Source organism: Ruegeria sp. C11, assembly GCF_056537725.1.
Window position 1 is genome coordinate 414,572 of the sequence record NZ_JBQFSB010000003.1, and the last position, 25,675, is coordinate 440,246.

Annotated in this window: 21 protein-coding genes; 12 read left to right on the forward strand and 9 right to left on the reverse strand. The window is 56.5% G+C overall.

Annotated features, from left to right (window positions below; all coding sequences use genetic code 11):
• Nucleotides 1-105: 105 nt before the first annotated feature.
• Complete coding sequence (locus ACR0NA_RS08095; RefSeq protein ID WP_480727778.1) at nt 106-1,137, forward strand: NADP-dependent oxidoreductase; 1,032 nt, start codon at nt 106-108, stop codon at nt 1,135-1,137.
• 277 nt (nt 1,138-1,414) lie between these two features.
• On the opposite strand, the gene ACR0NA_RS08100 is transcribed toward ACR0NA_RS08095, so the two are convergent.
• Nucleotides 1,415-1,762, reverse strand: coding sequence for a MarR family winged helix-turn-helix transcriptional regulator (locus ACR0NA_RS08100; RefSeq protein ID WP_480727780.1), 348 nt, complete (start codon nt 1,760-1,762; stop codon nt 1,415-1,417).
• A 178-nt stretch (nt 1,763-1,940) separates the two neighbouring features.
• On the opposite strand from ACR0NA_RS08100, the gene ACR0NA_RS08105 reads away from it, so the two are divergent.
• The 9 genes from ACR0NA_RS08105 (at nt 1,941) to ACR0NA_RS08145 (ending at nt 13,616) form a co-directional block, all read left to right on the forward strand.
• Entirely contained in the window at nt 1,941-3,053 is a 1,113-nt protein-coding gene (locus ACR0NA_RS08105) for a substrate-binding domain-containing protein (RefSeq protein ID WP_480727782.1), read from the forward strand.
• Between the two features lie 133 nt (nt 3,054-3,186).
• A complete protein-coding gene (locus ACR0NA_RS08110; protein ID WP_480727784.1) occupies nt 3,187-4,788 on the forward strand; it encodes a flotillin family protein in 1,602 nt (533 codons plus the stop codon).
• A 51-nt stretch (nt 4,789-4,839) separates the two neighbouring features.
• Nucleotides 4,840-6,060, forward strand: coding sequence for an urea ABC transporter substrate-binding protein (locus ACR0NA_RS08115; protein WP_480727787.1), 1,221 nt, complete (start codon nt 4,840-4,842; stop codon nt 6,058-6,060).
• An 85-nt stretch (nt 6,061-6,145) separates the two neighbouring features.
• Nucleotides 6,146-7,012 carry a branched-chain amino acid ABC transporter permease gene (locus ACR0NA_RS08120; protein ID WP_480727789.1) on the forward strand — a complete coding sequence of 289 codons (867 nt, stop codon included), beginning with the start codon at nt 6,146-6,148 and terminating at the stop codon, nt 7,010-7,012.
• On the forward strand, nt 7,012-8,049 hold the full coding sequence (locus tag ACR0NA_RS08125) for an ABC transporter permease subunit (RefSeq protein ID WP_170651061.1): 1,038 nt from the start codon (nt 7,012-7,014) through the stop codon (nt 8,047-8,049). Before ACR0NA_RS08120 ends, ACR0NA_RS08125 begins: the two co-directional genes overlap by 1 nt.
• A complete protein-coding gene (locus tag ACR0NA_RS08130; protein WP_480727791.1) occupies nt 8,042-8,758 on the forward strand; it encodes an ABC transporter ATP-binding protein in 717 nt (238 codons plus the stop codon). Before ACR0NA_RS08125 ends, ACR0NA_RS08130 begins: the two co-directional genes overlap by 8 nt.
• Nucleotide 8,759: 1 nt before the next feature.
• Nucleotides 8,760-11,117, forward strand: a complete 2,358-nt coding sequence (locus tag ACR0NA_RS08135) for an amidase (protein WP_480727794.1) — start codon at nt 8,760-8,762, stop codon at nt 11,115-11,117.
• Nucleotides 11,118-11,129: 12 nt separating this feature from the next.
• A complete protein-coding gene (locus tag ACR0NA_RS08140; RefSeq protein ID WP_480727797.1) occupies nt 11,130-12,878 on the forward strand; it encodes an AMP-binding protein in 1,749 nt (582 codons plus the stop codon).
• A gap of 375 nt (nt 12,879-13,253) precedes the next feature.
• Nucleotides 13,254-13,616 (forward strand): YybH family protein, encoded by a 363-nt coding sequence (locus ACR0NA_RS08145; RefSeq protein ID WP_480727799.1) that lies wholly within the window; start codon nt 13,254-13,256, stop codon nt 13,614-13,616.
• Nucleotides 13,617-13,901: 285 nt separating this feature from the next.
• On the opposite strand, the gene ACR0NA_RS08150 is transcribed toward ACR0NA_RS08145, so the two are convergent.
• Complete coding sequence (locus ACR0NA_RS08150; protein WP_480727802.1) at nt 13,902-16,184, reverse strand: adenosylcobalamin-dependent ribonucleoside-diphosphate reductase; 2,283 nt, start codon at nt 16,182-16,184, stop codon at nt 13,902-13,904.
• A gap of 129 nt (nt 16,185-16,313) precedes the next feature.
• On the opposite strand from ACR0NA_RS08150, the gene ACR0NA_RS08155 reads away from it, so the two are divergent.
• Nucleotides 16,314-16,745, forward strand: a complete 432-nt coding sequence (locus ACR0NA_RS08155) for a DUF1489 family protein (protein WP_480727805.1) — start codon at nt 16,314-16,316, stop codon at nt 16,743-16,745.
• A 2-nt stretch (nt 16,746-16,747) separates the two neighbouring features.
• Here ACR0NA_RS08155 and hisG read toward each other — a convergent pair whose 3' ends face one another.
• Genes hisG through hisS form a run of 3 tightly spaced genes read right to left on the reverse strand, consistent with a single transcriptional unit; the run spans nt 16,748 to nt 20,013 of the window.
• Nucleotides 16,748-17,437: an ATP phosphoribosyltransferase gene (hisG, locus tag ACR0NA_RS08160; RefSeq protein WP_170651068.1), complete on the reverse strand. Its 690-nt coding sequence runs from the start codon at nt 17,435-17,437 to the stop codon at nt 16,748-16,750.
• A complete protein-coding gene (locus tag ACR0NA_RS08165) occupies nt 17,434-18,522 on the reverse strand; it encodes an ATP phosphoribosyltransferase regulatory subunit (protein ID WP_480727807.1) in 1,089 nt (362 codons plus the stop codon). The genes hisG and ACR0NA_RS08165 overlap by 4 nt, the downstream gene beginning before the upstream one ends.
• Nucleotides 18,523-18,525: 3 nt before the next feature.
• A complete protein-coding gene (gene hisS, locus ACR0NA_RS08170) occupies nt 18,526-20,013 on the reverse strand; it encodes a histidine--tRNA ligase (protein ID WP_480728039.1) in 1,488 nt (495 codons plus the stop codon).
• A gap of 147 nt (nt 20,014-20,160) precedes the next feature.
• Here hisS and ACR0NA_RS08175 point away from each other — a divergent pair, with 147 nt between their 5' ends.
• Nucleotides 20,161-20,355 (forward strand): SlyX family protein, encoded by a 195-nt coding sequence (locus ACR0NA_RS08175; protein WP_170651071.1) that lies wholly within the window; start codon nt 20,161-20,163, stop codon nt 20,353-20,355.
• Between the two features lie 10 nt (nt 20,356-20,365).
• On the opposite strand, the gene ACR0NA_RS08180 is transcribed toward ACR0NA_RS08175, so the two are convergent.
• The 4 genes from ACR0NA_RS08180 to dnaE all read right to left on the reverse strand — a co-directional run bounded on the left by ACR0NA_RS08180 (nt 20,366) and on the right by dnaE (nt 25,570).
• Nucleotides 20,366-21,271, reverse strand: coding sequence for an SRPBCC family protein (locus ACR0NA_RS08180; protein ID WP_480727811.1), 906 nt, complete (start codon nt 21,269-21,271; stop codon nt 20,366-20,368).
• A gap of 127 nt (nt 21,272-21,398) precedes the next feature.
• A complete protein-coding gene (locus ACR0NA_RS08185) occupies nt 21,399-21,743 on the reverse strand; it encodes a hypothetical protein (RefSeq protein ID WP_480727814.1) in 345 nt (114 codons plus the stop codon).
• A 29-nt stretch (nt 21,744-21,772) separates the two neighbouring features.
• Nucleotides 21,773-21,985: a YMGG-like glycine zipper-containing protein gene (locus ACR0NA_RS08190; protein WP_170651073.1), complete on the reverse strand. Its 213-nt coding sequence runs from the start codon at nt 21,983-21,985 to the stop codon at nt 21,773-21,775.
• Nucleotides 21,986-22,069: 84 nt separating this feature from the next.
• A complete protein-coding gene (gene dnaE, locus ACR0NA_RS08195; protein ID WP_480727816.1) occupies nt 22,070-25,570 on the reverse strand; it encodes a DNA polymerase III subunit alpha in 3,501 nt (1,166 codons plus the stop codon).
• Between the last annotated feature and the right edge of the window lie 105 nt (nt 25,571-25,675).

Consider the following 25,675-nt stretch of genomic DNA (forward strand, 5'->3'; position numbering starts at 1 on the left):
AACATTCGTTAATAAAGGCAGTTTGCAAACCTGCATGCACTGCCTGGTTGCACTCCAGCCAATTTCAGTCTCTGCTGCAGTCAAACAGCTTTGAACGAGGTCACAATGCCCCAAGCATCTGACACCAATCGCCGTATTGTTCTTGCCGAACGACCAAACGGACAACCAGACGAAAATACGTTGCGACTTGAAACTACAAGCATTCCTGAACCAGGTCCGGAAGAGATGCTGGTACGAACGGTTTATCTGTCGCTGGATCCTTACATGCGCGGCCGAATGAACGATGCTAAATCCTATGCAGAACCCGTTCCGATTGGCGGTGTTATGACGGCACAGGTCGTGGGACAGGTGGTCAAATCCAACATCAAAGAGTTCGAAGTCGGAGACTACGTTCTCAACACAAGCGGGTGGCAGGACTTCGCTGTCTCGGACGGTACTCAGGTAGTCAACTTAGGAAAAGCCCCGGATAACCCGTCTTGGTCGCTTGGAATTCTCGGCATGCCCGGATACACGGCTTATGCTGGACTTCTGAAAATCGGGGAACCCAAGGCTGGTGAAACTGTCGTTGTGGCTGCGGCGGCAGGTCCAGTCGGCGCTACAGTCGGTCAGATTGCCAAACTTAAAGGATGTCGCGTGGTCGGCATTGCTGGCGGTTCGGAAAAGTGCGCCCATGTTGTCGAAAACCTTGGGTTTGATGCGTGTTTGGACCATCGAACCGGCGACCTGGCAGCGCAGTTGCGCGAGGCATGTCCGGATGGAATTGACGTCTATTTCGAGAATGTAGGAGGCAAAGTTCTTTATGCCGTATTGCCCCTTTTGAACCCGTTTTCGCGGATACCCGTTTGCGGCATTGTATCATGGTACAACCTGCCTGGCCTCCCAGACGGCCCGGATATGGGTCCTGCGATCATGGGCACGATCTTGCGAATGAAAGTCAAAATGCAGGGTTTCATAATCTACGATAACTTCGGTCCCGACGTATACCAGGAGTTTGTCCGTGATATGAAAGCCTGGCTCGAATCCGGTTCAATAAACTACAAGGAACATGTGATTGAGGGGCTGGAAAATGCCCCAGAGGCATTCAATCAGCTACTGGCCGGCGGAAACTTTGGGAAAATGGTTGTAAAAGTGGGTTAACCGAATTCACAGCGTGATATCGCGTGGTTCTTTGAAAAGGCTCTAGTGAACGACGGCCCTTCCCTGCCGGTGACTACCACACTGGGTCACCGCTTTGTAGCCCGTCGTAGCTGTCGTTCACTGCGTCCACAAAATATGCGCAAGGTCGAAATCATACTGTGCGCAAAAAAGCCGCCTTTTGCGGGGCTTCGGCGAAGGGCTGCTTTGAAAAAGGGTTCCTAGGAAATCAACCCATGTACAGGAATGCTGTCTGGACTTTGGCCTTGCGATTAGAGCGCTATTGAACCACGCCGCGCAAAAGCTCGATGAGTTTGTCAGCCTCTTCCTTTCCGAGCAGGGATTGGTATTCCGCGTCTTGCTCTTGCACTTCCTGCCGGATTTGCAGCATTCGTTTTTTGCCAAGCGCTGTGGGAAGAACATTGATTTGCCGTTGGTCAGCTTGGGCCACTTGTCGATGCACCAAACCATCTGAAACCATGCGGTCCACCAGTTTGGTCAGCGTCGGTGGGTTCATCAAAACGACTTCTGCGAGTTGGCCCATAGTTAACCGTTGGCCCGTCTCCAAAGTTTCTAGAATACGCCACGCTTCGATCTGAATTCCGTGCTGCTTTAGACGTGTGCTCAATGATGCAGACATCCTTCGATGTGCCGCCGCTAGGGCATATGAAAGATAGTCCTGAATTGAACTTGGGCTCGTTTGCATCGGCGTACCTGTTGTTGACAGCCTGAAATTATTTGACTTGGAAAGTAAAATCAATTGGTATGTAGCGGTCCTCGATAAGTCTGGGAAAGGCTGAGCCACTTTGACAACTCTTTTGGCTGTACCAACCGAACTTGAAGAACTGCGCGATGATCCGGTGTTACGCGGCAAGGGAACGTATCGGATAGCCCTCCTTATCCCTCTTTGTGGCGCCGCGGGTCTTTGGGCGCCGTCCTGTATCTCAAGTGCTCAGGTCGCTGTCGAAGAGCTGAACCGGACAAACGGAATTGATGGCCGCAAGGTGCAGCTCGTCATGATAGACGCCGCCATGGAGGCGAGTATTTCAATCGAAGAGACCGTGAACGATCTGATCGAAACGGAGTCGATCGACGCAATCGTCGGGATGCATCTCAGCTCGGTCCGGCATCGTCTCAGCAAGATTGTCCGTCAGCGGATCCCTTACATCTACACGCCACTCTATGAAGGTGGTGAGCGAACGCATGGATTGTTTGCAATCGGCGAAACACCCGATGAACAGCTTGGTCCTTCAATGGAGCATCTGCAGAACGAATATCGGCCTCGGAGTTGGGCTTTGATTGGCAACGACTACGTCTGGCCCAGAACGTCACACAACTATGCCAAGTCCAAACTTCAAGAGATGTCAGTTGGATTGGCCTATGAAAAATACCTTCCCTTCGGCCTGAAAAGCATGAACCAATTCGTGGAAGAAATTTCCAGATCAGGCGCAGAGGCGGTGCTGATCTCTCTAATTGGTCAGGACGCTGTCACGTTCAATCGGGCGTTTGGAAAGGCAAAACTACACGACCGGATGGTCCGGTTATCCTGCGCGCTTGATGAGAACGGTTTGCTTGGATGCGGGGCAAGTAACAGCCGCCGTATGTTCGCCGCGTCATCCTATTTTGGCGGACTTCCAACGGAAGCAAACGCAGCATTCAAGGAAAAATACTACCGGGTGCATGGGGATCAGGCACCGGTTTTGAACACATTGGGACAGTCCACCTATGAGGGGGTGCATTTTCTGGCCGGGTTGATGCAGCGACACGCAACAGTCTGGCGGGAGCATAGTGTTCCAGATGCCCTACCGGTGATCTATCGAAGCGGGCGCAAGCAGACGTCTTTCAACAAGAGTGAGCGGGCACCAATCTACCTTGCACGCGCAGATGGGTTGAAACTCGAAGTAATAAAAGAATTATAATTCAATGCATTAAATGAAATACTTTCCATTTCAATTATTTTACTTGAAATGGAAACTAAATTCTTCCACGCTTTAGCGAACGAATGGATCGCGGGCCACAGGTCTGACGATTGGTCAATTGGGGAGAATTGCCTTGGCTTGGGTAATCACGCTAGTTCTGCTGGTAGTCATCGCGCTGATCGCAATCTGGTTTCTGCAGAGATATTACGCAAAAGCGACCTTGGACACTGCGCTGGTGAGAACCGGATTTAGAGGGCGCCGCGTTGTCACAGACGGTGGTTGCTTATCTCTTCCCATTTTACACCAGATTCAAAAAGTGTCGATGGGGGCGCTGACCTTCAGCATCAGCCGCGAAGGTCGCGAAGCCGTATTGACGCGGGACAAGATGCGGGCCGATGTGCAGTTCGAATTCGAGCTTCGCGTGGCACCTACCGATGAAGGAATCTCAACAGCTGCGCAGGCCTTGGGATCGCGGATCGCGCGCAGTGGCGACAGCGTCAAGGATGTATTCGCAGGTTCGCTTGTGGACGCAATTCAACGTGCAGCAGCTGCCCGCACGTTGGAAGAAATTCACCTGGATCGCTCGGGGTTCTCCAAGGATGTGGCAGACGCCATCGAAACGCAGGCCGCAAAATTAGGGCTGACCCTGGTTTCTGCCTCGCTGATTGAAGTTGATCAGAGCGATCTGAGCCAGTGGAACGAAAACAACGCCTTCAACGCGCAAGGAATGCGTCAGTTGGCAGCGTTGGTTGCGGACCAACGCAAAGAGCGTATCCGCATCGAAACAGAGGCCGAGGTTGCAGTTCGCGAATGCCACCTGGCCCAGCATCAGCGGCAGCTAGAATTGCAGCGCGCGGAACGTGAAACTGAGATCGCGCAGCGGGAACATCTGGCCAAGCTCGAAGCAGACGCAAAATCCCGGGAAGAAAGAGCGTGCGACGAGGCAAAGCTCGCCAGCGAAACCGCCCGGATCGAAAACGAAAAGCGGGTAAAGGCGGCGCAAGTTGAAAGTGACGAGGCTTTGCGTAAGGCCGAGATGGCAGCAATTCGCACTCTTGAAGAAGAAAAGATCGAAAACGACATTCTGATTGCCCGGAAGCGAGCCGCAGAATCCGAGGTGCGCGCGGAAGAAGAAGAAGCCCGGGTCAAGGTGATACTGGCGGCAGAAAACGTTCAGGCGCAGAAAGAGCGAGCCATCGCAGAGCGTGAACGGGAAACTGCCCGCCTGAAACAGGAAAAAGAGCTTGAGCTCGAAAGCGCCAAGGTCAAGAGCGATGTCGAAACGTTGCTTGAGAAGGCCAAGGCTGATGCCGCCGCAAAAACCAAGGCCAGCGAAGCTGAACGCGCGCGCATGGAAGCCGAGGCCGCTGGCCGCATTGCTCTAAATCAAGCTGAAAACACACTTGGTGACGCGGTGATCCGGATGCGTCTGGAAGAGCGCAAACTCGACCGCTTGCCGGAAATCATGACGCAAATGATGAAACCGGTTGAAAAGATCGACTCGATCAAGATCAACCAGATCTCTGGCGCAGGCGGCGGCAATGGCTCTGGCGCGGGCGAAGGGGTTGACGGCGCATTTGGTGCGGCCATGGACCAGATCCTGGGCATGGCCGTGCGTCTGCCGGCAATGAAGCAGATGGGCGAAGAAATCGGGTTTGATTTTGATGCAAATCTTGCAGGCCGGACTGCCGACTACGCCAACCGGATCAAAGACAAACCAAAGAACGACAAGTGACGGAAAAGCCGTCCGGCATTCAACAGGCATGACATTAGGGAGGAAACTGAAATGTCACTTAATCGCCGTAACTTTCTGGCCAGCACAGCGGCCCTTGCAGGCGCTTCGATGTTGCCCCGCATGGCAATGGCCGCAGATACGATAAAGCTGGGCTCGATCCTTGATACCTCTGGTATTTTTGATGCTTATGGCAAGCCGATGGACATGGCCATGCGTCTGGCCGTGGACGAGATCAACGCCGCTGGTGGACTACTGGGTAAACAGATCGAAGTCGTGGCTTATGACACTCAGTCCGACATGGCGCTTTATTCACAATATGGCCAGCAATTAACCCGCCAGGACCAGGTGGACGTCGTACATGGCGGCATTCTGTCGGCCTCGCGAGAAGCAATCCGCCAGACAATGCGCAAAACAAAAACGCCTTATTTCTACAATGTGCTTTACGAAGGCGGCGTCTGCGACCGGAACATCTTTATCAACGGCGTAACACCGGCACAGCAGGTTGAGGCGCTTGTACCCTACGCCATGGGCAAGTCTGGCAAGAAGGTTTACATCCTCGCCGCCGACTACAACTACGGTCAAATCACTGCGCGCTGGATTCAAAAATTCGTGGCTGACAATGGCGGTGAGACGGTGGGCGTCGATTTCTTCCCCTTGGATGTCAGCGACTTTGGGTCCACCATCGCGAAAATTCAATCTGTCGGTCCCGATCTGGTGATTGCCCCGCTTGTAGGCGGTGCGCATCTATCGTTCTTCCGTCAGTGGGCTGCCGCTGGTATGAAAGACCGCATTCCGTTAGCGTCGACCACTTTGGGCGTAGGCAACGAGCACAAGGTTCTGACACCGGAAGAAGGCAACGGGATTATGGTTGCCTACAACTACAGCCAAGAGCTCGATACGCCTGCGAACAACGCCCTAAAAGAAAAGTGGGCAGCTGCCTATGGCGATAGCAACCTGATCCATGAGATCGCAGTATCGAATTATCAAGGTGTGATGACTTGGGCCGAAGCCGTGCGTCAAGCGGGTTCGATGGATCGCGATGCGTTGATTGCGGCTCTGGAATCCGGGCTGTCGATTGATGGACCGGCGGGCAAAATCACGGTCGATCCGAAAACGCACCACGCGGTGCTGGATGTTCACATTATGGAAATTGAGAACCAGGGCATGAAGGTGATCGAAACGCTGCCGCAGCGCCAGCCGATCGATACGCAGGCTGTGTGCGATCTGTCAGCCAACCCGGACGACAACTCGCAGTACGAAATAGAAATCTGATCTCCCGCAGATTTCGGCGGGGCGGCGTTGTCGCTCCGCACGCTCATTGTCGAGCCATCAATCTTTCCAACGGAAACACATTCTAATGGACTTAACCGTCGTCATTCTTGTCGAAATGCTCTACGCGGTCGCCTCGCTGATCCTCATCAGCGCCGGGCTCGCGGTTGTTTTCGGCATGATGAAAGTGATCAACCTCGCCCATGGCGAATTCATGATGATGGGCGGGTACGCGACCATCACCGCCGTGAACCTCGGCGTGAACATTTTCGTGGCCATGCTAATCATTGCGCCCATTGTCGTCGGTCTGATCGGGCTAGTGGTCGAACGGCTGGTTATCCGCCATCTATACGGACGGTTGGTCGATACGATGTTGGCGACCTGGGGGTTGAGCTTGTTCTTCATTGGTCTCGCCACCATGATCTTTGGCAATACAACGACTGGAATCTCGACGCCAATTCCAGGGTTTGCCATCGGGAACTATCAGATCAACGGCTACAACTTCTTCATCATCGTGGTCGCAATTCTGTTGCTGATCGGGATGCTTGCGATCCTGAAGGCCACGCGCGCAGGACTTATCGCACGAGGCGCGATGCAGCGCTCGGATATGGCGGCGGCATTGGGTTACAGTCCGGACCGCATCTACATGGCGACCTTCTTTTGTGGCTCTGCCCTCTCTGGTTTGGCAGGGGCCGTTCTCGCGCCACTGGTTGGTCTCGTGCCGACATCTGGTGGAGCATATATCGCCAAGGCTTTCATCACCGTGATCGCAGGCGGGCCTTCCTTGATTGCAGGTCTCTTCTCGAGCGCTGGTTTCTTCGGCGTGGTGAACCAGATTTTCACCTTCGCCATTTCGCCGGTGATCGGTGAAGTTGCTCTGTTGGTCGCAGCAGTCGTCCTGCTTCGCCTGCTGCCACAGGGGATTACCGGCAAATTCTTCAAGGGGAAGCTGTGATGCAAGGGAGCCTGTCAAAAGACACCATCACGATCATCCTCGTCACGGCCTTTCTGATCTGGGTGATGCCTTTGATGATCAGCACATACACGCTGACCGTTCTGATCGTCTATGGGATGTTAGGGCTGAGCCTTGGCTTGATCTGGGGCTTCGGCGGTATCCTCTGCTTTGGCCAGGCCGCATTTTTTGGGCTGGGGGCCTACACCTATGCCGTTGCGGCCATCAACATCGGTGAAAGCACAGTTCCGATGATCCTTGCCGTTATTGTTCCTGCAGGTTTCGCTGCTCTTCTTGGAGCAATGATGTTCTACGGACGACTTAACGATGTTTACCTTGGGGTCATCACTCTGGTTGTGACGTTGATCCTGTTCAAGTTCATCAACTCAACCGCCGGACCGCAATATGTGATTGGAGATGCTCGACTAGGCGGATTCAACGGCATTCCCGGATTTCAGACCTTGAACATCCCTGGAAGCCCGGACGACTATATCTGGGGAGACAGCTATTTCTATGTTTGTGCCGTTTTGCTGGGGCTGGTGTTCTTCCTTGTGTCGGCATTGCTGAGATCAAGCTTTGGTCGCATCGCCGTCGGCATTCGCGAAAATGAAACCCGCATGTCCCTCATGGGCTACGATGTTCGGGCCAGAAAAACCGTTTTGTTTGCTACCGGCGCCGCCATTGCTGGGTTGGCCGGCGCGTTGTTCGCGAACTGGGCCGAAATTGTAACCCCAAGCTTGTTTTCTCTTGGCCAATCGGCCGAGATTATCATCTGGTGCATCGTTGGCGGGCTGGGTACCCGCTTGGGCCCGATCCTCGGTGCCGCTGGACTGGCCTATCTGAAGTTCCTTCTGGGCCAACAAACTTTGGTGGATAACACACTGATCACAGGCCTGATTTTAGTGCTGTTCGTCCTCTTCCTGCCAAAAGGCGTCGTTCCAGCATTGGCGGGTCTCTGGAAAGTGAGTTTTGGCCGCCGCCCGTTGGGCCGCATTCATCAGCAACGTCGCATGAGAAACCGAGGGCGAGTCAATGGTTGAAACTGTACTCGAAACTCATGGGCTTACGATGCGTTTTGGCGGTGTTGTCGCGTCTGACAACGTTGATTTCCAACTCCGCGCACGCGAGCTGCGATGCCTGATCGGACCAAACGGGGCTGGTAAATCCACGTTCTTTAAATGCGTGACAGGGTTGCAAACGCCAACCGAAGGCGAAGTATTTATGCGTGGAGTAGAGACTACGCATTGGATGCCTCATCAAATCGCCTCGATGGGCGTGGGCATCAAGACGCAAACACCCAATGTCATGGACAGCCTCAGCGTGTTCGAAAACATCTGGCTTGCGGCAAGGCGGTTTCACGATCCCCAGGATGCCAATCGGAAGACACAGGAAATCATCGAACGTCTCGCCCTAGGCTCGATTGCCCGGGACGATCTCGGGCGGCTGGCGCATGGCGAGCGACAACGCGTTGAGCTAGGCCTTGTCGCTGTCGGAGATCCCTGGCTGGTGCTTCTGGACGAACCAGCAGCAGGCATGAGCGCGGAAGATGTCGAGCGGATGACAGAGATCATCCATGAGCTGAACAAGACTGCTGCGATCATCATCGTCGAGCATGACATGCAGTTCATTCGCTCAATTGCCGAGATGGTGACGGTGTTCCACCAGGGAAAGGTACTGATGGAAGATCACGTTGATCGCGTTATGTCAGATCCCACCGTTCGAAACGTCTATCTTGGAAAGAAGGCCTGAGATGACTGATGACGTAACAAACATACTCGAAGTCAAAGGTGTCTCGGGCGGGTATGGCAAAGTGCCAATCCTGCACGGGATCGAATTCGCGGTAGCGGAAAATGAGGTGGTAGGCATTCTTGGCCATAACGGCATGGGAAAGACCACACTATTGAAGACCCTCATGGGGTTCCTGCCCGCGGGGTCCGGGACGATCAGGTTTCATTCAACCGACATCACCGGGATGTCACCATTCGAGCGGGCAGGATTGGGGCTTGGCTATGTACCCCAGGGGCGGGGAATTTTCCCGCAACTGACCGTTCGCGACAATTTACGGTTTGCCTGGCATGAATATGCTGGTGCTTCTGAAAGCGATGTCATGGAAGCCGTTCTTGCGGACTTTCCGCGCCTACGTCCGCTGCTTGACCGTGAAGGTGGCGCGCTGTCTGGCGGTGAACAACAATTGCTGGCCCTTGCCCGGTGCCTGATGGGCGATCCGGATTTCCTTCTGCTGGATGAACCAACCGAAGGAATCCAACCCTCGATCATCGAGGAGATGGGTGAAACGCTACTGGCCCTGCGCGAAAGCCGGGGGCTTTCCATTCTTCTTGTCGAACAGAATTTCGACTTCATCTCCGACCTGTCCGACCGGGTTCTTGTACTTGAACGTGGCCGCATTACCGGGGAACTCAGTAAAGTAGATCTGTCTGATCAGGCAAAGGTTGATCAGTTTCTCGGCTTCGGGGCGGCCCGCTCGACCCGAGGGCAGGCTAGCGCACGTCCGGCGAACCAGCAAACATCCGCAACACGAACCAAATCTCAGGCAGTAACCGAGACCCAAGCGGCTGCCGCAAACGTGGTGACGAACATGACCATAAAACGACCAACCCTTTCGCAGATGCGTGACATGGCCAGCCGGTTTGGAATGAACCTGTCCGATGAGGATCTGAACGAATACCGCGAGATCATCGAACCATACATGCAGGCCTATGATCGTCTGGATGCGATGCCCGACTACCTGCCCGAAGTTCGCTATCCACGCAGCCCCGGCCATTTCCCGAACCCGTCCGAAAATCCACTGAACGCATGGTACGTGAAAACCGAAGTGCGCGGCGCGCCGGATGGCAAACTGCGCGGCAAACGCATCGCGCTGAAAGACACGATCTGCCTCGCTGGCGTGCCGATGATGAATGGCTCGTCCATTATGGAAGGCTATACGCCCGAGATTGACGCCACCATCGTGACCCGAATGCTGGATGCCGGGGCCATCATCACCGGCAAAGCACATTGCGAGAATTTCTGCCTTTCAGGAGGGTCGCACACCAATGCCAAAGGGCCGATTCATAACCCCTGGAAACGTGGTTATATGGCGGGCGGCTCCTCTGGTGGATCGGCAGCGCTGGTGGCCGCCGGTGAAGTGGACATGGCAATCGCAGGTGATCAGGGTGGTTCAGTGCGCATTCCGTCCTCAAATTGTGGTGTCTACGGAATGAAACCCACCCACGGACTTGTTCCGTACACTGGTGCGATGCCGATCGAGCAGACCATTGACCACCTCGGACCTGTGACAAACAACGTTGCCGACAATGCGTTACTGCTTGAAGTGCTGGCCGGCGAAGACGGTCTTGATCCGCGCCAGTACAAGCCCACGGTCTACAGTTATACTGAAGCGTTAGGTCGCGGCGCACATGGAATGCGGATCGGTGTTTTGAAGGAAGGCTTCGGGCATGAAAACTCTGAAGCAGATGTAGATGGAAAAGTCCTACAAGCCGCTGAACGGTTTCGTGAACTAGGCGCGCGGGTTGAGGAGGTTTCGATCCCCGAACACTACACGGCGATGGATGCATGGACGGCAATCACGCTCGAAGGCCTGCAGGACGGCATGATGTGGGGCAATTCAACCGGCACCAACTACCGTGGCCTCTTCCTGCCCTCGATGACTGATCACATGGCACAATGGCAGGGCCGCGCGGATGAACTTAGCCATTCACTCAAGGCCTGCATGTTTGTCGGAGAGCATTTTCAGCGACAGTACAGGGGGCGGTTCTACGGCAAAGGTCAGAACATCATGCGGCTTTGTAACGAACGTTATCTGGCTGCGCTAAAAAAATATGATCTTCTGTTGATGCCAACTCTTCCGATCAAGCCACAACCTCATCCGCCTGCTGACTGCTCGCTCAGTCTATACGTACAGCGTGCCTTTGAAATGGTTCCCAACACGGCACCCTTTAACGGTGGACTACCCGCTATGAGTATACCCTGCGGGTTGAGCGAAGGCCTGCCTATCGGAATGATGCTAGTTGGTCCAAACTATGGCGAAATGAAGATCTACCAGGCTGCGGATGCCTTTGAGCAATCGGGCGACTGGCGCAACATGTAAGGGAGGATCGATATGTCAATCCTGAACGAAAGTCTGTCGGTTCGAATTTCTGAATGGGATGTGCGAACCGAGGCAATCGGTGAAGCCACGGCGCCTCAAGACGGTAAATCATATGTCCGCGGCCCTTCAACCCCACCATTGGCCTATATTACCATTTCCCAGCTTTTGCGCGATGCCGTTTCACGATTTGGCCCCCGAGAAGCCGCCGTGTTCAACGAGCAAGGCATACGGATGAGCTATTACGATCTGGATCGTGCCGTCGATGAACTGGCTTCCGGGTTACTGGCGCTTGGCTTGGAAAAGGGGGATCGGGTTGGGATCTGGTCACCCAATCGTTTCGAATGGGTGCTCACGCAGTTTGCAACCGCTCGTGTCGGGCTTGTTTTGGTCAACATCAACCCTGCCTATCGCTTGGGTGAGTTGGAATACGCCCTGAACAAGGTCGGCTGCAAAGCTCTTATCGCAGCCAAGACCTTCAAATCTTCCGACTACGCAGGCATGATCCGCAATCTCGCCCCCGAACTTGAGGCTTGCGAGCCGGGACGTCTGCGTGCAGCAAAATTGCCGCGTTTGCGAAACGTCATCATTATGGACGACCAGCCGGGTCCCGGTGCGTATTCTTTCGAAACGCTTCGGAAACTTGGCGGCCCGGCGCAGCAACTTCGAATTCCAGAGATCGACAAGACACTTAGCCCCGATGATGCCATCAACATTCAGTTCACCTCCGGTACGACGGGGATGCCCAAAGGGGCCACGCTTTCGCACTATAACATCGTCAACAATGCGCGGTACGTAACTGATCGCATTGGTCTGTCCGAGACGGACCGGTTAGCGATTCCGGTGCCACTCTATCACTGTTTTGGCATGGTCATGGGCGTGCTCGGCGCTGTCAGCAAAGGGGCGACTATGATCTTCCCCGGCGAAGGTTTTGATGCGCCGCAGACTCTTGATGCTCTAGAAAAAGAGCGATGCACGGCCCTTTACGGCGTACCAACAATGTTTGTGGCGATGCTTGAAAACCTTGAAGGTAGTCCACGTGATCTATCCAACATGCGCACCGGCATCATGGCCGGTGCACCCTGCCCCGTTGAGGTCATGCAACGCGTGAATTCCGCGATGAACATGAAAGAGGTCACGATCTGCTATGGGATGACCGAAACCTCGCCTGTGTCCTTCCAGAGTTTCGTGGACGATCCCACCGATAAACGCTGCGAAACAGTCGGTCGCGTTCATCCTCACCTTGAGGTGAAGATCGTCGATCAGGATGGGCAAATTGTGCCCGTTGGCACTCAGGGTGAGCTCTGCACCCGTGGTTATTCCGTCATGAAGGGTTATTGGGAGGACGCCGAGAAAACCGCCGAGAGCATCGTAGACGGTTGGATGCATACCGGTGATCTTGCCGTTTTCGACGATGATGGCTTTTGCTCCATCGTGGGTCGTGTGAAGGACATGATCATCCGTGGTGGAGAAAACATCTATCCACGCGAGATCGAGGAATACCTGATGCGGCATCCAAAGGTCAGTGATGTTCAGGTCTTCGGCATTCCTGATGAGAAGTTCGGCGAGGAAGTCTGCGCCTGGGCAATTGCCAAGCCCGGCATGGAGCTGACCGAAGGCGAGCTTCGTGATGCGTTGAAAGGACAGATTGCCCATTTCAAAGTACCGAGTCACATCCGCATCGTTGACGAGCTTCCAATGACGATCACCGGGAAACCACAGAAGTTCGTGATGCGAGACAAGATGGTGGAAATGCTTGGATAGCGGTCATTCGCGCAACATGCAGCATGCAGGCAATTGGGCTTGGTGCCAACCAACGAGCGAGCTCGGCATCCGAGGGTTAGATGCGTCTGGTGTGGCTGAGGGCGGCCCATTGCGGACCTTCGTCTCAATTTGAAGATGCTGCTGTGCGGCCCGTCAGACCGGCCTTTCACTGTAAGTGCACTAACGTGCCACCGCTAAACGTCGGCGGAGCGCAAAAAAATATCGCACCCATCATGTGGCAAACGAATAGTCGCCAAAGCCACCACGTTGCGCTTTCCGCATTCCAAGTATTTCAACGGCTTATCCAAGATTTAGCATCGACTCAGGCTCCTATGGTAGCCTGAGGGCATCAGCGGGAAAACTCAGGAGGAAATGATGTCGGATGTTGACACTGTAAAGGCACTCGACGCGGCCATAATCGATGGAATCAACGCAAAGGACGCAGATAAGGCAACGGCACCCTATGCCGAAGATGGCGCAGCCATGCCCCCAGGAGCGCCGATGATGTCAGGTCACGCAGCCATTCGGGAATATTGGCAGGCAGCAATTGATGGCGGCCTAGGTGATGTTGTAGCCGATCTTAGCGACGCACAGGTCAGCGGAGACATTGCCATTACGATGGGAACATTGACTGGCTCCATGGGCGGACAAAAACTCTCTGGGAAGTACATTCTCTACTTCCGCAAAGGTGACAGCGGCTGGAAGGTTCAGCGCGACATCTGGAATTTCGACGAATAAAATTTGCGGAACGTCGCAACTGTCAAAACAACTGCATTGAGGCGGCTGGTCGCACGTGGGTGGCATCGCTGCGCAGCTCGGCGACTTGACCACAATCTGTGATTGTCCCACGAACCCGTGGCACCTTCAATCCACCACCATCTATGTTCGCCAACACCAGCCTGAAAGCAAACGGCCTCGGATTAAAACCGAGGCCGTTTCTTCAATTGATTTGTATAAAATGACCTATTGAGACGTTTAGGTCATGCCGCGTGACACGCCACGGCAAACAGGTCGAATCAGGGGTCAACCGCACTTTGAATGGCCGCAGCTGCGGCACGTCATGCAACCCTCGATCATGACCATATCGAACTGTCCACAAGAGGGGCAGGCCTTGCCGCGAGGGGCGTCCGTGTTCACCACCTGCGCCTGCGGATCGGATTTCAGGCCCATCCCCTCACCTTCCAGAAAGCCGATAGCGATCAGATGCTGTTCGATCACGCCACCAATCGCGGCCAAAATTGAAGGGATGTATTTGCCCTTGACCCAGGCCCCACCCCGCGGGTCGAACACTGCCTTCAGTTCTTCAACCACAAAGGACACATCACCCCCCCGCCGGAACACGGCCGAGATCATCCGCGTCAGCGCCAGCGTCCAAGCATAGTGCTCCATGTTCTTCGAATTGATGAACACCTCGAACGGACGACGACGGCCGCCGATCACAATGTCATTGATGGTCAGATAGATCGCATGCTCGCTGTCAGGCCACTTGAGCTTGTAGGTCGACCCTTCAAGCGATTGCGGGCGATCCAACGGTTCGGACATATAGATGACATCGCCGCCCTCGACTTCGTGCGGCGCATCGGCACTTTCGCCCGGTGCTTTGTCTGAGCTTTCGGAAACCGTAAGAACGGACCCCGTCACATCGTTGGGACGATAGGTGGTGCACCCTTTGCAGCCCTGATCCCAGGCCTGCATATAGACATCCTTGAACGCGTCGAACGAAATATCTTCGGGGCAGTTGATTGTCTTCGAGATTGAGCTGTCGATCCATTTCTGGGCCGCAGCCTGCATTTTGACGTGATCCAGCGGCGTCAGCGTCTGGGCGTTGACAAAGAAGTCGGGCAATTCGGCGTCTCCGAACTTGTCGCGCCAGTGCTGAACGGCGTAATCCACCACTTCTTCCTCGGTGCGCGATCCGTCTTTCTGCAGCACCTTGCGGGTATAGGCATAGGCAAAGACCGGCTCGATCCCAGACGAAACGTTGCCCGCATATAGCGAGATCGTCCCGGTCGGTGCGATTGAGGTCAAAAGCGCATTGCGGATGCCATGCTCGCGGATCGCATCGCGCACGTCTTCGTCCATGTCCTGCATTGCACCACTTGCCAGAAACGCGTCGGCATCGAACAGTGGGAACGCGCCCTTTTCGCGTGCCAGGTCCACCGACGCCAGATACGCGGCGCGGGCGATCGCGTGCAACCAACGCTCGGTCTGACGCGCCGCCTCGTCCGAGCCATAGCGCAGACCCAGCATCAGCAGAGCATCAGCCAGCCCCGTCACCCCAAGTCCGATCCGGCGCTTTGCCTGCGCCTCGGCCGCCTGCTCCGGCAGCGGGAACTTCGAGGCGTCCACAACGTTGTCCATCATCCGCACGGCAGTTGCGACAAGTTCCTGCAACGCTTTTTCATCGAGATGCGCGCCCCTCTCGAACGGCTCTGCCACCAGACGCGCCAGATTGACCGAACCCAACAGGCAGGCACCGTATGGCGGTAGCGGCTGTTCACCGCATGGATTGGTGGCAGCGATGGTTTCGACGTAACTCAGGTTGTTGGCTTGATTGATACGGTCGATGAAGATCACGCCGGGTTCGGCATAGTCATAGGTCGCCTGCATGATCCTGTTCCACAGATCGCGGGCCTGAACCGTGTGATAAACCTTGCCGTCGAACACCAACTCCCAAGGGCCGTCTGCCTTGACCGCTTCCATGAAGGCATCTGTTACCAGAACGGACATGTTGAACATGCGCAAACGGGCCGGGTCGGATTTAGCGGTAATGAAATGTTCAATATCCGGGTGATCACAGCGCATCGTCGCCATCATTGCCCCCCGGCGCGAACCGGCGGACATGATGGTACGGCACATCGCATCCCAGACATCCATGAAGGACAAGGGCCCCGAAGCATCCGCCGCCACACCGTGCACATCCGCGCCGCGCGGCCGGATGGTCGAGAAATCATAGCCGATTCCACCGCCCTGTTGCATGGTCAGCGCGGCCTCTTTCAACATATCGAAGATGCCGCCCATGCTGTCTGGAATTGTACCCATGACGAAGCAGTTGAACAGGGTCACCTGCCGCGCCGTGCCCGCCCCGGCGGTGATGCGCCCTGCGGGCAGATATTTGAAGTCCTCAAGCGCTTCATAGAACTTCTGCTCCCAAAGCGCGGGGTCTTTTTCTACCTTGGCCAAATCCCGCGCGATCCGCCGCCACGTGTCCTCGACCGTCTGGTCGATAGGCGTGCCATCCGCCTGTTTAAAGCGGTATTTCATGTCCCAGATCTGCTCGGCGATGGGGGCGGCAAAGCGGCTCATTGGTGATTCCCTGACTAGAAAGAGGCATCCATCTTAGACCAGAAGCCACGCAAACCACAACAACTTGATGACGCCCGATCTTGAGCTACAATATATAAGGTGAGCTTGGGACGACTCTGTGGGAAAGTTGTGGATAAGTACGTAAACCTCATAAAACTCTCGGTCGGGTCGGAAAGCGTGGATTCGCTGATTGCGTGGCAGGACAGCTATCGGCAACGCTTTGACGATGGACTGCCGCGCCACATCACCCGCATGTGGCCCAAGCGTGAAGCCGAAATTCTGAACGGCGGATCGATCTACTGGGTGATCAAGGGCGTCGTTCAGTGCCGTCAACGTATTCTGCGGATGGATGAGGTGACGGGCGAAGACGGCATCCGCCGCTGCGGCATCGTGCTGGAGCCCGAGGTTCACCGCACACAAAACGCGCAAAAGCGCCCGTTTCAGGGCTGGCGATATCTGAAACCCGAAGACACGCCACCTGACCTGCCCAAAGGCAAATCACAGGACGATGCCCTGCCCGACGACCTGAATCGCGCCCTGGCCGAGATCGGTGTGCTGTAGGATCAGCTCAGCCGATCCATCAGTTCGGACAGAACCTTCTTGTCTGCCGCGTCGTAACTGGCCACGCGACTACGCCACAGGGTCGCCTGCGACCGCAGGATCAGCCCATCTGGCAGAATCTTCAGGTGGTTGGCGCGCAATGTCTCACCGGTCGAAGTGATGTCGGCGATGGCCTCCGCAGTCTCGTTGACCACCGTGCCCTCTGTCGCGCCTTGACTGTCGACCAAAGTGTAGTCTGCAACCCCCGCATCAGTCAGGAATTCACGCACCAGACGGTGATACTTGGTTGCGATCCTCAGACGGTGCCCATGGGCCTGCCGAAACGCTGCCGCCGCCGCGTCGAGGTCATCCAGGGTATCAACGTCCACCCAGCAGGCCGGAGCCGCAATAACCAAATCCGCCTGACCGAAGCCCAATAGCGAGACTTCCTCGACCTGCTGTTCCCAACGCGGCAGTTTTTCGTGCACCAGATCGGTACCGGTCACACCCATGTGGATGCGCCCCGCCGCCAGTTCACGGGGAATTTCTCCGGCGGACAGCAGGATCAGCGATACCCCGTCAATCCCATCGACTTTTCCCGCATATTCACGATCAGAACCGCTGCGCGACAATGTGATGCCACGCTTGTCGAACCACGAGAATGTCTTCTCCATCAACCGGCCCTTGGAAGGTACGCCCAACTTAAGGCTCATTGGGTCGCCTCCTCGATTTCAAGCATCAGGTCCGGACGCAAAACACCTCCGACTGCGGGGATTTCGGCACCATTTCCCAGTTGCCGTGTCAGCGCATCATAACGGCCACCGGTTGCGATGGGCGGCAGATCCGGGCGCCCTTCGGCATAGAAACCAAAGACGAATCCGTCATAATATTCCATCGACGTACGGCCATAAGCGGCTTCGAAATCCATCCGCTCGACGTCAACGCCACGCGCCTGAAGCGAGGCAATCCGGGCCTCAAGCCGATCCAGCGCGGGCGTGATCTGTGGCAGATCGACGGCCACATCGCGCAGTTGTTCCAGCGCAAAGGGCATGGTCTCGCGCACGTTGAGCAAGGTTTCCAGCCCCGCCAGTTCGTTGTCCGAAATAGGCGGTGTATCACGGTCTTCGCGCAGCGCAGCAATCCGCGTCTCGATCTCCGCGGCCCGCCGCTTGCCGATCATGGGCACGTCGAAAGACATCGGATCCGTCGCATCCAGCAAGGCGTTTCGGCCCTCGGGGGCCGGTTTACGGCCCGCGAACCGGTCCAGCAGAATACGGAAACGGCGGGGACGCCACAGGTGCCGCATCAGCGCGGCCTTGCGCCGGTCCGTTGTACGAAGACCTTGTACTGCAGCAGTCAGAATACCGATGTCACCCGTCGCCGCGCGCAAAGGCAGACCACGCAGCTGGAGCGCGAACAACGAAAACACTTCGGCATCCGCTCCGGCGGGATCGTCGCGGTCAAAGACCTCGTATCCGACCTGAATGTATTCATTGGCCCGGTCGGGGTCATGTTCCTGACGGCGGAAAACTTCACCCGAATAGGTGTAACGCGCGGGCTCGGCCCCGTCGCTCATGTGCATCTGCACGACAGGCATCGTGAAATCGGGGCGCAGCATCTGCTCGCCCCGCAGCGCGTCCGAGGTCACATAGGCGCGGGCGCGAATATCCTCACCATAAAGGTCGAGCAACAATTCCGCCGGTTGCAACAGCGGCGGGTCCACGACCTGCGCGCCGGCGGCCTCAAAGCGCACACGCATCATCGCGGCGCGGGCCTGTATCTGGGAACGGTTTGGCATCGCCTAGCCCTGACTGTCGAGAATTTCACGCACTTTGGAAACCAGATCGCCGCGCGACACTTCAAACTGGCTGGGGCGTTCTTTCCATTCCTCCAGCGTGGCGCTTTCGGCGATCTTGGCGCCAAGGATCAGGTCCTTGATCTGCACGATGCCGCCCGCCTTTTCGTCACCGCCTTCGATCACGGCGATCGGAGAGTTCCGCTTGTCCGCGTATTTCAACTGATTGCCGAAATTCTTGGGGTTGCCCAGATAGACCTCGGCCCGGATGCCCGCATTGCGCAACTCGGCCACCATCGCCTGATAGTCGGCCATGCGGTCGCGGTCCATGACGGTAACTACCACAGGGCCCGTGGCCTGCGCACTTACCCGACCCTTTTCGTGCAGGGCGGCCAGCAGACGGTCAACGCCAATCGACACACCCGTCGCAGGCACTTCCTGTCCGGTGAAGCGTTTAACCAGATCGTCATAGCGTCCACCGCCCGAGACCGATCCGAATTGGCGCTTGCGGCCCTTTTCGTCGAAAATCTCAAAGGTCAGTTCGGCCTCATATACAGGGCCAGTGTAATATCCCAGACCACGCACGACGGATGGATCAATCTCGATCCGGTCCGCGCCGTATCCGCCCGCCGCCAGCAGTGCGCCGATTTGTTCCAGTTCGGCGATACCGTCCGCGCCGATCTTGCTGTCCCCTACTGCAGCACGCAGGTTTGCCAGCGTACCAGCGGTTTCAGCAGCTTTGGAGGTCAGGAAGGCAATCACAGGCTCGGCCTGATCGTCGCTGAGACCCACACCGTCGATAAATGCACCGGATGCATCCAGACGGCCCTTGGTCAGCAGTTCGCGTACGCCCTGCTCGCCCACTTTGTCGAACTTGTCGATGGTGCGCAGGACGTTGTCTCGGGCCGCGGCGTCTTCACCCAGCCCCATCGCCTCAAGCACGCCGTTCAGAACCTTGCGGTTGTTGACGCGCACCAGATAGTCACCGCGCGGAATGCCGACGGTTTCCAGAGTGTCCGACAGCATCGCGCAAATCTCGGCGTCCGCCGCCATCGAGGCCGTGCCGACCGTATCCGCATCACACTGATAGAACTGCCGATAACGCCCCGGTCCCGGCTTTTCGTTGCGCCAGACCGGCCCCATCGCATAGCGGCGATAAGGCGTTGGAAGATCATTGCGGTGCTGGGCGTAGACGCGGGCCAATGGCGCGGTCAGGTCGTAGCGCAGGGCCATCCAGTCGCCGTTGCCACCTTCGTCAAATTCCTGCCATGCAAAGACGCCCTCGTTCGGGCGATCCACATCCGGAAGGAACTTGCCCAGCGCCTCGACGGTCTCAACCGCGCTGCTCTCCAGCGCGTCAAACCCATAACGATGATAGACGTCCGCAATAGCCCGCAGCATCTCGGTGCGCTGCGAAACTTCCTGGCCGAAATAGTCGCGGAACCCTTTCGGCGTAATGGCCTTGGGGCGGGGCTGTTTCTTGGGCTTGGCCATATGGGGCGTCCTTGGGATTTTCATGTTCCGCGCGCGGTCTATCCCATGGCCTGCATCGGGGCAAGCCAACCCACTGCCGCAGGGTGCGCTTTCTCTGGTCAGTCGGCCGTGACAGCGCTATGAGCAGGATGGAAACAGGAGCACGCCATGCAGCAACTGGAAGAACAGATCGCCCACCTGACCCGCACGGTTGAAGACCTGAACACAGTCGTCACCCGTCAACAGGACGAGATCGACCGGCTAACCCGCCGGGTCGAAATGCTGCTGCAGCGCGAGGCCGAGCGGGCGCAGGAAGGTTCGGGCGGGGTTGTGCTGGGCGACGAACGCCCGCCGCACTATTGAGGGGGCTAAGTCAGGCCAGGCTTAGAATCTTGCGATGCTCCAGCCCGGTCATTGACCAATCGCGCCGACCACGCATCCTTGCTGCAAAACCATCCAGAGCATCGCCAAGCTGATCATCGAACCAAAGTGCCAGCGCTGTACGCGGCAGCATGGCCTTGTTGTGCTGGTAAGCGGTAACGAAAGTTCCGCCCTTGCCATCTGGTTCAAGTGTAACATCGAACTCTCCGTCCGTCAGACGCCGGTTCTTAGGATTTGAATTTCCAGAGAAGGAATAGTGGTAGCGATTTGGCGCATCGCATTCCAGCACGGTTTGCTGCTGCTTTTGAAAAATGGATGGCCCCATTAGATAAGAAACGTCAAAGCTGTCTGGCTCTCCCGGAACGGGTTGCGCGTCATACAATAATTGTTCCCAGCTCGAGCTTGCGCCACATTCGGCCAGCGCGAAAGCAGGCCAGACTTTTTCAATGGGTTGTCGCACACGCACGCGGCGTTTGGATTTCCAATCCAGACCAAAGCGAAACCCGTCCAAAACGGTCCCGTAGGTGATGGAGATAAAGCTCAGGAGTAATGCGAGGGTTATGATCGCTGTAAAGACGTCTGATAGGTTGAATTGATCAGCCAGACGTTCTGCTGGCTTAAGTGTAGCATTGAGAAAAGCCCAGAAAGTGAGCATTTCCACCATCATTCGCAAACGGCGGAAGATCAGAACAAGCAGTGCAAAACCTGCAAATACGATGCCGCTGACCAGCACGATGGTCAGACCAAGGGCCAGCCACGTGATGAACGGGCCTGCGGTGGCAATCATTTCTACAAATTGCGCTTTAAATTGCTCGCGATGCTGAAAGGCGACAGTCATCATCGAGAAAAACGTCCCGAACAGCAGTCGCCGACGTTGCCTGTAAATCAGTTTGAACATACTGCGCACACATAGGTTGTAGTATTCTACGCTGCGTATCGCTCAGGATGTTGGCCAGAATAAGACGTACCAAAGTTTAGTCGATAGCGCTTTGGCCATGTGATAGGTGGCCCAAACCACCAATTGGTTACAAGCCCAGCGTCGTTTTCACAGCGTTATCGACAACGCCACCCAGCAGCGCATTCTTGTCTTCGGCGCAGCCTTCAGACAAAGCGGTCAGAAACGCCTCGCGCAGCTTGGCCTTGTCCTCATCCGACGAGGCGTGCTCCTCGATATTGATCTGGCGGTTGTAGATGGACAGGGCCGTCATTTTTTCGACGACCGCCAGAACGAAGGTCTCATCTCCGTCCGCCTCTTCAACAACCGAAGCGCAAGTGTGGTACATCACCGGCAAGGCATCCTGTACCATCTGATCCGCTTCTTCATCTGCCTGAGCCGCAATCGGAGTGACAGCGAAGGCAACAAAGGTCATTGTCTTTAATGTGTTAAATCGCATCGCATTCACTTCCAGTTACGTCCAATAATGGCACCGGCCACGGCACCCGCTGCTGCACCTTTCCCGTCACCGATCAACGCGCCTACACCCGCGCCGACCACTGCCCCTTTGATTGTGTTGTCTTTCTTTTTGTCATCCGCCAATCCGGCAGATGCAGTCGCCAAAGATACGACCGCCGCGAAACCCAGTGATCTGAAACAAATACCTGAAATCGTCATGTCAGAGCCCTCCTGTGGCATGACCCAATAGGATATACCACTCAGCCTAACCGGGCGCCTTCATTGTGGCAACAAAACGAAGGTTCATAGTTCCTCGACCGACAGGACACCTTCCAGAGATTTGATGGCACCCTTGATCTGCGGGTTGATCGGAAAATCCTGGCCAAGGTCTATTTCCACCTCACCCGGAAGACCGGGGTCGAGAAGGCAAAGCTGTATCGGGCCTTTGGACGCGCCACGCGCTGCCGCGGCCGCATCTTCAAGGACGTTCGCAAGTGTTGGCACCACCTGCGCATCGTCCACGAAAACCCGCAATCCGGTCGCTCCGGCCTCGGCCACAGCCGCATCAATTGGACCGACAGACCGGCCCAGCAATTTGAGCTGATCGGCCTCCATTGTCGCCTCAGCGGTCAGAACGACATGCGCACCGGTTTCCAGAAACTCGCGGCTTTTCTCCAGCGTTTCAGAAAACAACGTCACCTCATACGCGCCGGTCGGATCCGATAGCTGAGCAAAGGCGAACCGGTTGCCGCGCGCGGATTTACGCTCCTGCCGACCGGCGACGACACCGGCCATCTTGGCAATCAGCGGGCCCGAGCGGGCCTTTTCCATCACATCGTCCAGCGTAAGGACCTGTTTGCGCTTCAAGGCAGGCATGTAATCATCCAGCGGATGGCCAGACAGATAGAAACCGATGGCCTTGAATTCTTCACTCAACCGCTCTGCAGGCAGCCAGTCGGCTGTGGGCGACAGGCGGGGTTCCGGCAGGTCATCCCCTGCCTCGCCGAACAGCGAAACCTGGTTAGAGTTCTTCTGTTCATGGATCGCCGCCGAATACTGCACCAGCGGCTCCAGGCTGTCGAATACCCGGCGACGGTTTTTGTCCAACTCATCAAATGCCCCAGCCCGTGCCATCATTTCGAGCGGGCGCTTGCCCACCTTTTTCAGATCGACGCGGCGGGCGAAATCGAACAGGTTCACAAACGGCTTGTCTGCACGCCCTTCGACCACAAGGTTCATCGCCTCAACGCCGACATTCTTGAGCGCGCCCAGCGCATAGACCAGATGCCCTTCGACCACGTCGAACGTCGCCTGAGAGCGGTTCACGCAGGGTGGCACATAAGGCAGTTCCAGACCCTTGCGGACTTCTTCGAAATAGACCGCCAGCTTGTCGGTCAGGTGGATATCGCAGTTCATGACGCCCGCCATGAACTCGACCGGGTGGTTCGCCTTTAGCCAGCCGGTCTGATAACTCACCACCGCATAGGCGGCGGCGTGGGATTTGTTGAAGCCGTAGTTGGCGAATTTCTCGAGCAGGTCGAAGACCTCGGAGGCCTTCTTGGCATCCACACCATTCTCGCCCGCGCCCTTTTCGAATTTCGGGCGTTCGGCGTCCATCGCCTCTTTGATCTTCTTACCCATCGCGCGGCGCAGCAGGTCAGCACCACCAAGGCTGTACCCGGCCATGACCTGCGCGATCTGCATCACCTGTTCCTGATAAACGATGATGCCCTGGGTTTCCTCAAGGATGTGATCGATCAGCGGATGCACGGATTCAATCTTGCGCAGCCCATTCTTAACCTCGCAATAGGTCGGAATGTTCTCCATCGGGCCAGGGCGGTACAGCGCCACAAGGGCCACGATATCCTCGATACAGGTGGGCTTCATGCGCTTGAGCGCATCCATCATGCCCGAGCTTTCCACCTGGAACACTGCCACCGTCTTGGCGGCCGAGTAGAGCTTGTATGTCGCCTCGTCATCCAGAGGGATGGCGTTGATCTGGTTCTCGGCCCCCTCGGCGGGTTCATAGAGTTCAGTGCCGTCCGCCGCCACGTGCAACGGGCGCCCGGACTTGAAGATCAGATCCATCGCATTCTGGATCACGGTCAAGGTTTTCAAACCCAGAAAGTCGAACTTCACCAGCCCGGCTTGCTCCACCCATTTCATATTGAACTGGGTCGCGGGCATGTCAGACCGCGGATCCTGATACAGCGGCACCAAGGCGTCCAGCGGCCGGTCGCCAATCACGACACCCGCCGCGTGGGTCGAGGCGTTCCGCAGCAGCCCTTCTACCTGTTGGCCGTAGGTAAGCAGACGCTCCACCACCTCTTCATTGCGGGCCTCTTCGCGCAGGCGGGGTTCGTCCTTCAGCGCCTTTTCGATGGAAACGGGTTTGACACCCTCAACAGGGATCATCTTGGACAGGCGATCCACCTGCCCATACGGCATCTGCAAAACACGCCCGATGTCGCGCACTGCAGCCTTCGACAATAGCGCACCGAAGGTGATGATCTGCCCCACCTTGTCGCGCCCGTATTTCTGCTGAACATAACGGATCACCTCTTCGCGGCGATCCATGCAGAAGTCGATATCGAAGTCGGGCATCGAAACCCGTTCGGGATTCAGGAACCGTTCGAACAGCAGCGAGTAGCGCAACGGGTCAAGGTCGGTGATCGTCAGCGCATAGGCCACCAGCGAGCCCGCACCGGAACCCCGTCCCGGCCCCACCGGAATGTCGTGATCCTTGGACCATTGAATAAAGTCCGCAACGATCAGGAAGTAGCCGGGAAACCCCATGCCTTCGATGATGCCAAGCTCGAAATCCAGCCGCTCTTGATACTCTTCCGGTGTCACCGCATGCGGGATCACCGCCAGACGCTTTTGCAGGCCATCATTGGCGATGCGGCGCAGTTCGGCCACCTCGTCATCAGCGAATTTCGGCAGGATCGGATCGCGGCGATAGGCCATGAAGGCGCAGCGTTTGGCGATCTCGACCGTGTTTTCGATTGCCTCGGGCAGGTCGGCGAACAGCGTCACCATCTCTTGCTGCGATTTGAAGTAATGCTGCGCGGTCAGGCGACGGCGACCTTCCTGCTGGTCGACATAGGCGCCTTCCGAGATGCAGATCAGCGCGTCGTGCGCTTCGTACATGTCTGAGGTCGGGAAATAGACATCGTTGGTGGCCACCAGCGGCAGGTTCTTCGCATAGGCCATTTCCACATGGCCACGCTCGGTCAGGCGCTCGGCCTCGGGCTGTCCGTCTTCGCCCGGATGTCGCTGAAGCTCGATGTACAGGCGATCGGGGAACATGGCTGCAAGACGATCCACCAAAGCCTCAGCCGCCGGGCGCTGGCCTTGCTGCAGCAGCATCCCGACCGGACCCTCCGGCCCGCCGGACAGACAGATCAAACCGTCTGAACGTTCGGCCAACTCTTCCAACGTGACCTGTGGCAGTTGCCCGCCCTTGTCCACATAGAGGCAAGAGCTGAGCTTCATCAGGTTCTCGTATCCCACCTCGGACTGCGCCAGAAGAACCAGCGGTGCGGGGGCCTTGGGTTTTTCCCCTGGCTGTGCCTGCACATAGGTCAGATCGACCTGACAACCCATGATCGGCTGCACCCCCGCCCCGCTTGCGGTCACCGAGAACTCCAAAGCCGAGAACATGCTGTTGGTGTCGGTCACCGCGACGGCGGGCATCTCCAACTTTTCGCAAAGACCCGGCAGCTTTTTAAGCCGCACGGCGCCTTCCAGCAGGGAATATTCGGTGTGAACGCGGAGATGAATGAATCGAGGAGTGCTGCTCATGCGCCGACGCTACCTCAGTCGGGCGTGGTGAAAAAGCCGGAACCGACCTGTTGAACAGCTTAAAAATCACTCTGGATTATTCGGCTTTTCCAGAAGGTGCTTCGG

Bases quoted from the DNA above. Each gene is read 5' to 3' on its own strand.
- ACR0NA_RS08095 (WP_480727778.1), top strand. From the start codon at position 106: ATGCCCCAAGCATCTGACACCAATCGCCGTATTGTTCTTGCCGAACGA.
- ACR0NA_RS08115 (WP_480727787.1), top strand. From the start codon at position 4,840: ATGTCACTTAATCGCCGTAACTTTCTGGCCAGCACAGCGGCCCTTGCA.
- ACR0NA_RS08120 (WP_480727789.1), top strand. From the start codon at position 6,146: ATGGACTTAACCGTCGTCATTCTTGTCGAAATGCTCTACGCGGTCGCC.
- ACR0NA_RS08125 (WP_170651061.1), top strand. From the start codon at position 7,012: ATGCAAGGGAGCCTGTCAAAAGACACCATCACGATCATCCTCGTCACG.
- ACR0NA_RS08130 (WP_480727791.1), top strand. From the start codon at position 8,042: ATGGTTGAAACTGTACTCGAAACTCATGGGCTTACGATGCGTTTTGGC.
- ACR0NA_RS08135 (WP_480727794.1), top strand. From the start codon at position 8,760: ATGACTGATGACGTAACAAACATACTCGAAGTCAAAGGTGTCTCGGGC.
- ACR0NA_RS08140 (WP_480727797.1), top strand. From the start codon at position 11,130: ATGTCAATCCTGAACGAAAGTCTGTCGGTTCGAATTTCTGAATGGGAT.
- ACR0NA_RS08145 (WP_480727799.1), top strand. From the start codon at position 13,254: ATGTCGGATGTTGACACTGTAAAGGCACTCGACGCGGCCATAATCGAT.
- ACR0NA_RS08150 (WP_480727802.1), bottom strand. From the start codon at position 16,184: ATGAGCCGCTTTGCCGCCCCCATCGCCGAGCAGATCTGGGACATGAAA.
- hisG (WP_170651068.1), bottom strand. From the start codon at position 17,437: ATGAGCCTTAAGTTGGGCGTACCTTCCAAGGGCCGGTTGATGGAGAAG.
- ACR0NA_RS08165 (WP_480727807.1), bottom strand. From the start codon at position 18,522: ATGCCAAACCGTTCCCAGATACAGGCCCGCGCCGCGATGATGCGTGTG.
- hisS (WP_480728039.1), bottom strand. From the start codon at position 20,013: ATGGCCAAGCCCAAGAAACAGCCCCGCCCCAAGGCCATTACGCCGAAA.
- ACR0NA_RS08175 (WP_170651071.1), top strand. From the start codon at position 20,161: ATGCAGCAACTGGAAGAACAGATCGCCCACCTGACCCGCACGGTTGAA.
- ACR0NA_RS08180 (WP_480727811.1), bottom strand. From the start codon at position 21,271: ATGTTCAAACTGATTTACAGGCAACGTCGGCGACTGCTGTTCGGGACG.
- ACR0NA_RS08185 (WP_480727814.1), bottom strand. From the start codon at position 21,743: ATGACCTTTGTTGCCTTCGCTGTCACTCCGATTGCGGCTCAGGCAGAT.
- ACR0NA_RS08190 (WP_170651073.1), bottom strand. From the start codon at position 21,985: ATGACGATTTCAGGTATTTGTTTCAGATCACTGGGTTTCGCGGCGGTC.
- dnaE (WP_480727816.1), bottom strand. From the start codon at position 25,570: ATGAGCAGCACTCCTCGATTCATTCATCTCCGCGTTCACACCGAATAT.